At 69.3% G+C, this 7357-nt stretch carries 8 protein-coding genes and 1 rRNA gene; all 9 read right to left on the bottom strand.

What is annotated here, in order from left to right; translation table 11 throughout:
- Nucleotides 1-175: 175 nt before the first annotated feature.
- Nucleotides 176-1354, bottom strand: a complete 1179-nt coding sequence (locus ACWCP0_RS41715; protein WP_451083920.1) for a lysophospholipid acyltransferase family protein — start codon at nt 1352-1354, stop codon at nt 176-178.
- A gap of 25 nt (nt 1355-1379) precedes the next feature.
- A complete protein-coding gene (locus ACWCP0_RS41720) occupies nt 1380-2477 on the bottom strand; it encodes an NAD-dependent epimerase/dehydratase family protein (RefSeq protein WP_451083921.1) in 1098 nt (365 codons plus the stop codon).
- Between the two features lie 172 nt (nt 2478-2649).
- Complete coding sequence (locus tag ACWCP0_RS41725) at nt 2650-2748, bottom strand: 30S ribosomal protein bS22 (RefSeq protein ID WP_003948845.1); 99 nt, start codon at nt 2746-2748, stop codon at nt 2650-2652.
- Between the two features lie 111 nt (nt 2749-2859).
- Nucleotides 2860-3069 (bottom strand): helix-turn-helix domain-containing protein, encoded by a 210-nt coding sequence (locus ACWCP0_RS41730; RefSeq protein WP_158687078.1) that lies wholly within the window; start codon nt 3067-3069, stop codon nt 2860-2862.
- Between the two features lie 128 nt (nt 3070-3197).
- A complete protein-coding gene (locus ACWCP0_RS41735; protein ID WP_451083925.1) occupies nt 3198-4013 on the bottom strand; it encodes a phosphatase in 816 nt (271 codons plus the stop codon).
- Between the two features lie 145 nt (nt 4014-4158).
- The gene (locus ACWCP0_RS41740; protein WP_451083922.1) at nt 4159-5334 is read right to left on the bottom strand and encodes an acetoin utilization protein AcuC; all 1176 of its coding nucleotides are present in this window, start codon (nt 5332-5334) and stop codon (nt 4159-4161) included.
- On the bottom strand, nt 5285-6511 hold the full coding sequence (locus ACWCP0_RS41745) for an MFS transporter (protein WP_451083923.1): 1227 nt from the start codon (nt 6509-6511) through the stop codon (nt 5285-5287). Before ACWCP0_RS41745 ends, ACWCP0_RS41740 begins: the two co-directional genes overlap by 50 nt.
- Before the next feature lie 43 nt (nt 6512-6554).
- Nucleotides 6555-7199: an HAD family hydrolase gene (locus tag ACWCP0_RS41750; protein WP_451083924.1), complete on the bottom strand. Its 645-nt coding sequence runs from the start codon at nt 7197-7199 to the stop codon at nt 6555-6557.
- A 73-nt stretch (nt 7200-7272) separates the two neighbouring features.
- Nucleotides 7273-7357, bottom strand: a 5S ribosomal RNA gene (gene rrf / locus ACWCP0_RS41755); the annotation flags it as partial.

Genomic DNA, 7357 nt, shown 5'->3' on the forward strand with positions numbered 1-7357 from the left:
AGCTACCTCGCCGGCCTCGAACTCCGCGCCTCGATGATCTGGCTCGAAGATCTCTTGCGAGCAGCCGATTGATCACGACCTCACACAGGCCCTAGTCCGGAGGAAAGGCGAAGGGGAGGGATACGCTCGCCGCGTATCCCTCCCCTTTCCTTCTCGCCTGGCGCTTCTTGGCGACTCAGAAGAACACGGACCTCCGCTGCACCAGCAGCTTGTACAGCGTGTGCTGGATCTGCTCCCGCACCTGGTCCGTCAGGTTGAACATGAGCATCGGATCCTCCGCCGCCTCCGGCGGATAACCGTCCGTCGGGATCGGCTCCCCGAACTGGATCGTCCACTTCGTCGGCAGCGGCACCGCCCCGAGCGGCCCCAGCCACGGGAAGGTCGGCGTCAGCGGGAAATACGGGAACCCCAGCAGCCGCGCCAGCGTTTTCGCATTGCCGATCATCGGATAGATCTCCTCCGCCCCGACGATCGAGCACGGCACGATCGGCACGCCTGCCCGCAGCGCCGTGGACACAAAGCCGCCCCGCCCGAAGCGCTGCAGCTTGTACCGGTCGCTGAAGGGCTTTCCGATGCCTTTGAAGCCCTCGGGCATCACCCCGACGACCTCACCCTGCTGCAGCAGCCGCTCCGCGTCCTCCGTGCACGCCAGCGTGTGCCCGGCCTTCCGCGCCAGCTCGTTCATCACGGGCAGCACGAAGACCAGGTCCGCCGCGAGCAGTCGCAGATGCCGGTCCGCAGGGTGCTTGTCGTGCACCGCGACCTGCATCATCAGCCCGTCGAGCGGCAGCGTCCCGGAGTGGTTGGCCACCACGAGCGCCCCGCCTTCCGACGGGATGTTCTCGATGCCCTTCACCTCGACCCGGAAGTACTTCTCGTACAGCGGCCGTACGAGTGACATGAGCACCTGGTCGGTGAGCTCCTTGTCGTAGCCGAACTCGTCGATCTCGTAGTCCCCGGTGAGCCGCCTCCGCAGAAACGCCAGGCCGCCCGCGAGCCGCCGGTCCCAGGCGCCCAGGCCGCCCTGGGAGCCGTGACTGCCCGCCTCCGCCGCCCGCGGCTCTCCCTCGCCCTCGCTCCGGCCGCCGCCCGCTGCGTCCCATACGGGGCCGGTCTCGCGAGCCGCACCTGCCGTAACCGGAGCCGCGCCCGCACCTGCTGCACCGGCGCCCGGCACGCCCGGCTGCTCCCTGTCGGGCTGCCCCGGCACCGTGCCGACGGGCACCTCGCGCACCGCCACCGCCTCGGCCGCGGTCTTGCGCCGGCCTGACCCCGGGCGCCGCCGCACCGGGCGTTGCGACGCGCCCGTGCGTGACCGGTCGTCGTCGAACGGAATGACCTTGGCGTCCGCCATCGTTGCTTGCGCTCCTTATCCGGCGCTATCCGGCGCTCTGAGTGCTGTTCGCGGTGCTCGTCGTTGCGGTGCCCGCGGTCTTCTTCGTGCAGCCCGCAGCCGCCGGCAGAGCGGCGAGCTTGTCCACCGCCCTGGCCACGGTCTCCGGCGGCAGCAGCCCGGGCGCACGGCTGCCCGCGAACTCCGCGAACGTCTCCGCTGTCGTGTACGCGGGGGTGAAGCCCAAGGTCTCGCGCATCTGGACCGTGCTCACCACCCGGCCGTGGGTGAGCAGCCGGATCTGCTCCGGGGAGAAGTCGGTGACGCCGACCGTACGCAGCGCGGAACCCACCCAGGTGACCGCGGGAAGGAGCACCGGCACCGTCGGGCGCCCCAGCCTCCGCGAGCACTGCGAGAGGAGAAGCACCCCGTCACCCGCGATGTTGAACGTGCCGCTGTTGAGGGTTCCGCGGCGCGGCTCGTGGGAAGCGATGCGCAGCACGTGGATGACATCGTCCTCGTGGACGAACTGAAGCCGCGGGTCGTAGCCGAAGACCGTCGGCATGACGGGCAGCGAGAAGTAGTCGGCGAGCGGGGAGTCGGCCCGCGGCCCGAGGATGTTCGCGAAGCGCAGTACGCACACCGCCACATCAGGCCTGCGGCGCGCGAAGCCGCGTACGTACCCCTCGACCTCCACGGCGTCCTTGGCGAAGCCGCCGCTCGGCAGGGACTTGGGCGGAGTGGTCTCCGTGAAGACGGCCGGGTCGCGGGGCGCGGAGCCGTACACGCTCGTACTGGACTTGACGACCAGCCGCCTGACGGTGGGCGACTTCTGGCAGGCACCGAGCAGCTGCATGGTGCCGATGACGTTGGTCTCCTTGACGGAGGTCCTGCCGCCCGAGCCCAGCGGCGTACCCGTGACGTCCATGTGGACGACGGTGTCGACGCCGTGCTCGGCGAGCACACGGGCTATGGCCGGCTGGCGGATGTCCGCGCGGACGAAGTCGGCACCGCCGAGATGGTGCTCGGGCGTCACCGCGTCCACACCGACCACGCGCTCCACGTCGGGATCCCGCTGGATGCGGCGTACGAAGCGGCCCCCGAGCTGCCGGGCCACACCGGTGACGAGCACGACCTTGCCCAAGATCAGCGCCTTCCGTTCGGTTCTCCCCTAGGCGTCACCGTAGCGGGTTGATGTTGCGCTGTGATGACCGCAGGACAGTCTTCACGGCTCATTGCCCCCAACGCCGTACGACGCACCGCGACCCTCCCACCATGCTGGTGGAAGGGCCGCGTATTTCACGGACAGGCGCCGCTTACTTCTTGTTGCGACGCTGAACGCGCGTGCGCTTGAGCAGCTTGCGGTGCTTCTTCTTAGCCATCCGCTTGCGCCGCTTCTTGATAACAGAGCCCACGACTACCCTCGCTCACTTCTCTTCACTCGGTGCGGGGCTGTCTGGGCCCACACGACCTACGTCGGCCTAGCCTACCGGCCCGAGCTCCGAGCCTGTAATCCGAGGGGCGCCTCAGGCGGACTCCACCCCCACAAAAGACTCGCGGAGGTACTCGTGAACCGCTTGCTCCGGGACCCGGAAGGACCTGCCCACCCGAATCGCCGGCAGATGACCACTGTGCACCAACCGGTACACGGTCATCTTCGACACGCGCATCACCGAGGCGACTTCCGCCACGGTCAGGAACTTGACCTCGTTGAGAGGCCTCTCGCCAGCAGCCATGACCCACCTGTACCTTCCGCACACGACGCACACCGGCTTCCCCTCCGGTGACTCTTCGTCGCTGTGCGCTCACTCACCAGACTAGGGGCGTGTGGTGCGAGTGGGGAAGAGGAGCAGCCATCGGCCGTTTACTGTGACAGACACGCTCGATTGAGTACATAGCGAGTAAGCGGCCGGTAGTAATCGGACCGCACCGCGTCATCAACCGGAACGGCGACCGACACGCGCCCCTCGGCCTCGCCGACGAACAACGCGGGATCGTCCGTATCGGCGAGACCGATGGCATCGAACCCCAGCTGACCTGCCCCGCAGACCCAGCCGTGGTCCCCCACCACCAGCTCGGGCAGCGGCCCGCCGGCCTCGGCCAGCCCTTCCAGAGCGGCCCGAATCGGGAGTGGCGAGTGGGTGTGCGCGCCGGTGTCCCGCCCGGCGTCCCAAGCGCCGGGTTCTCGCACCAGCGCGACTCCTCGTACGTAGTCGAGGTTGTACGTGCGTACGCCGAACCGGGTCGTTATGTCGACACATCGCCCCTGCGCCGGTGTGAGTACGGGACAGCCTGCCGCCGACAAAGCGTCTGCCAGCTCGGCGTAGAACGCGAGCAGCCGATGCGGATGCCCGGTCCCGAACAGGACCGGGGCCCGCCGGCCGGCCGCATCGGCCAGCCGCCCGGCGAACGCATCGAGCCCGCTCAACGTCCTTTCGGGATCGATCACATCCGGCCCCGACACATGCCCGGGGTCGCCCGAAACCCCGCACTTGTCGGCCATCAGTGCGATCACATCGCGCTCGCCCCATACCCATTCGGGATCGAGCCCGAGCGTGACGCGAGGGTCCCGCGCCGCGAAGAGCCGATAGCTGCGCAGGCTCTCCTCCCGCGACGTGGCCACGGGCCCGGCCAGCCTCGCCGCCAACAGATGCGCACGCAGCGCTCCCCTGCTCAACACCCCCCGATGCTCCCGCACCCCTGCCCCTCGCACCCCAAAACCCCGGCAAATCCGCACAGTTGGCGTAACAGCCGAAGAGGGTTGCCGACAGGACGGCAGGCACTCGTCCCGTACCGGCCCCGCCCCGCCGCCGAGCCGCCGGCCCCTACGCCAGCAGCCCTCTCAGCGGAAACACCGCTCGCCTGGTCGCCAGCACCGCCTGGTCCAGCCGGTCCGCCGGGTCGTACCCGTCCTCCCACGACCGCCACCCCGGCGTCCGACCGTCCGTCATCCGCCCAGGGCCCAACTGCCGCGTCCTGGCGTACACCTGATCCCGCCACGACGACGGAATCTCCGACTCGGGGTCGACCGGCGCATGCCCCGCGATCCCCACGAGATGCGTCCACGACCTCGGCACCACGTCCACCACCGCGTAGCCGCCCCCGCCGAGCGCGACCCAGCGCCCGCCCTCGACCCATTCGTGCGCAAGCTCGTGGCACGCCTTCTGCACCAAGCGCTGCGCATCCAGCGACACCGCCAGATGCGCCAGCGGGTCCTCGAAGTGCGTATCCGCCCCGTGCTGTGTCACCAGCACCTGCGGCCGGAAGTCGGCCAGCAGCTCAGGCACCACCGCGTGGAACGCCCGCAGCCACCCTTCGTCCCCCGTACCCGGCGGCAGCGCCACGTTCACGGCCGACCCCTCCGCCGGCCCGGCGCCACCCGTCTCCTGGGGCCAGCCCGTACCCGGGAACAGCATGCGCGGATGCTCGTGCAGGGAAATCGTCAGCACCCTCGGGTCGTCCCAGAACGCCGTCTGCACCCCGTCCCCGTGGTGCACGTCGACGTCCACGTACGCGACCCGCTCCGCCCCCAGCTCCAGCAGCCGGGCGATCGCCAACGAGGCGTCGTTGTAGATGCAGAACCCGGACGCCGACCCCGGCATCGCATGATGCAGTCCACCCGCGAAGTTCACCGCGTGCGTGGCTTCCCCTCGCCACACCGCCTCCGCAGCCCCCACCGACTGCCCCGCGATCAGCGCGGACACCTCGTGCATGCCGGCGAAGGCAGGGTCGTCCATCGTTCCGAGCCCGTACGACTGGTCCGCGGCCCGCGGGTCCACGGACGCCGCCCGCACGGCTGCCACATAGTCCTCGCGGTGGACCAGCCGCAGCGTCGACTCCCCCGCCGGCTTCGCCGCCACCACGTCCACCGCACGGTCCAGCCCGTACGCCCGCACCAACCCGATGGTCAGCGCAAGCCGTACCGGATCCATCGGATGGTCGGCACCGAAGTCATACTTCGTTACCGCCTCGTCCCACATCAACAGTGCGCGGCCGCTCATGAACGCCACCGTATCGGTCGGGCTCCGCCGCAAACGACCGGGCATACACCAACGTCACGAGCACCAACACCATCGGGACGAGCATCGCCCCCCGGTAGTTCCACGCATCCCCGAGCCCCCCGACCAACGGCGACCCGATCAAGAACCCCACGTAGTTGAAGACATTCAGCCGTGCGACGGCGACGTCACTCCCGCCCGGAAACAGCCTCCCCGCCGCCGCGAACGCCTGCGGGACGATCACACACAGCCCCAGCCCCAGCAGAGTGAACCCGGCGAGCCCCACCCATGCCCCGGGCGCCACCGCCACCACTGCGAACCCACCCGCGGCCAGCACCGCCCCGCCCCGCACCACCGCCACCGCACCGAAGCGCCGCACCCCGAGGTCCCCGACGGCCCTTCCCAGCAGCGTCGTCACCATGTACGCGTTGTACGGAACGGTCGCCAACTCCTCCGAGCTCCCGAGCACGTCCTGGAGGTACTTGGCGCTCCAGTTCGAGACGGTCGAGTCCCCGATGTACGCGAACGTCATCACCAGACACAGCGGCAGCAGCAGCGCGAAGGCGACCGTCCCGCCCCGGGACTCCGCCCCGTCCTCGTGACGCCTCGAGCTCCCCCTCTCCGCATCGACGTACCAGCGACTCCCGATGAGCGCCGCGGGCAACAGCACGGCCACCACCGGCAGGTACAACACCACGAGCGGCAGAGCCCAGTGCGCCCCCGCCCAGGCGAGCGACGCCCCTGCGATCCCGCCCAGGCTGTACGTGGCGTGGAAGCCGAGCATGATGCTGCGCCCGTACGCCCGCTGCAGGCTCACCCCGAGCATGTTCATGGACGCGTCCAGCGCGCCGACCGCCAGCCCGAACGCCCCCAGAGCGACGGCCACCTGCCACAGTTCACTGCCCGCGCCCACACCGAGCAGCGACAACAGCACAACGGGCTGCGACCACCGCAGCACGACTCCCGGCCGCACGCGCGCCACGAGCTTCTCGGTCGCCACACTGCCGGCACCGGCCAGGATCGGCACGGCCGCCAGGAACAGGGGCAACAGCCCGTCGGATACCCCGTACCGGTCCTGGATGGCAGGGATACGCGTCACCAGCAGCGCAAAGGTCACCCCCTGCACAAAGAAACTCAGCGCCAACGAGCCCCGACCGTGCCGCAACCGCGCATCCGTCATGGCCGCACAGCGTAAGGCGCTCAACTACCCGTGGGTAGATGGATCAGGCGAGCAATCCCGGCAGCTCGCCCATGTCCGCGAAGTACCCCTTGGCCCCGGCCAACTCCGCGACGGGCGTCATGGTGGTGAATCCGTACACATCCATCCCGGCCGCCCGCGCCGCCTCAACCCCGAGCCTGCTGTCCTCCACGACGACACACCGCTCCGGAGCGACGCCCATGCGTTCGGCGGCGTACAGAAACAGATCGGGCGCCGGCTTCCCCCGACCCACGTCCTGCGCGCTGAAGATGTTCTCGTCCCGGAACCACCTGCCCAGGCCGGTCTTGCGATGTCCGACCCGTATCCGCTCATGGCTCCCCGAGGAGGCCACACAGTACGGAACCCCGTCCGCGGTCAGCTTCCCCAGCGCGTCCACGACCCCTTCGACGACCTCCAACTCCCGCTCGAAGGCGGCGAAGACGCGAGCGTGGAGGGTCGCGTCGAAATCGTCGGGCAGCCGCTGCCCAGTCCGCTCCAGGACAAGGTCGTGCACCCGGTGCACGGCAGCGCCCATGTAGTCGCGGAGGGAGTCCTCGTACGACGTCGGATGCCCGAGCTCGGTCAGGTAAGCGGCCAGGATGGTGTTGGAGATGGGCTCACTGTCGACGAGCACACCGTCGTTGTCGAAAATGACGAGGTCATAGCGCATGACGCCACGCTACCCAGAACGCAAAAAGGCCGTGGCCCCCGGATCGAAATCCAGGGGCCACGGCCCAATAATTGTTCGGCGGCGTCCTACTCTCCCACAGGGTCCCCCCTGCAGTACCATCGGCGCTGAAAGGCTTAGCTTCCGGGTTCGAAATGTAA

Source organism: Streptomyces sp. NPDC001970 (assembly GCF_053594115.1).

What these genes read in the sequence shown, in the direction of transcription:
- ACWCP0_RS41715 (WP_451083920.1), bottom strand. Translation starts at nt 1,354, where the DNA reads ATGGCGGACGCCAAGGTCATTCCGTTCGACGACGACCGGTCACGCACG.
- ACWCP0_RS41745 (WP_451083923.1), bottom strand. Translation starts at nt 6,511, where the DNA reads ATGACGGATGCGCGGTTGCGGCACGGTCGGGGCTCGTTGGCGCTGAGT.
- ACWCP0_RS41730 (WP_158687078.1), bottom strand. Translation starts at nt 3,069, where the DNA reads ATGGCTGCTGGCGAGAGGCCTCTCAACGAGGTCAAGTTCCTGACCGTG.
- ACWCP0_RS41740 (WP_451083922.1), bottom strand. Translation starts at nt 5,334, where the DNA reads ATGAGCGGCCGCGCACTGTTGATGTGGGACGAGGCGGTAACGAAGTAT.
- ACWCP0_RS41750 (WP_451083924.1), bottom strand. Translation starts at nt 7,199, where the DNA reads ATGCGCTATGACCTCGTCATTTTCGACAACGACGGTGTGCTCGTCGAC.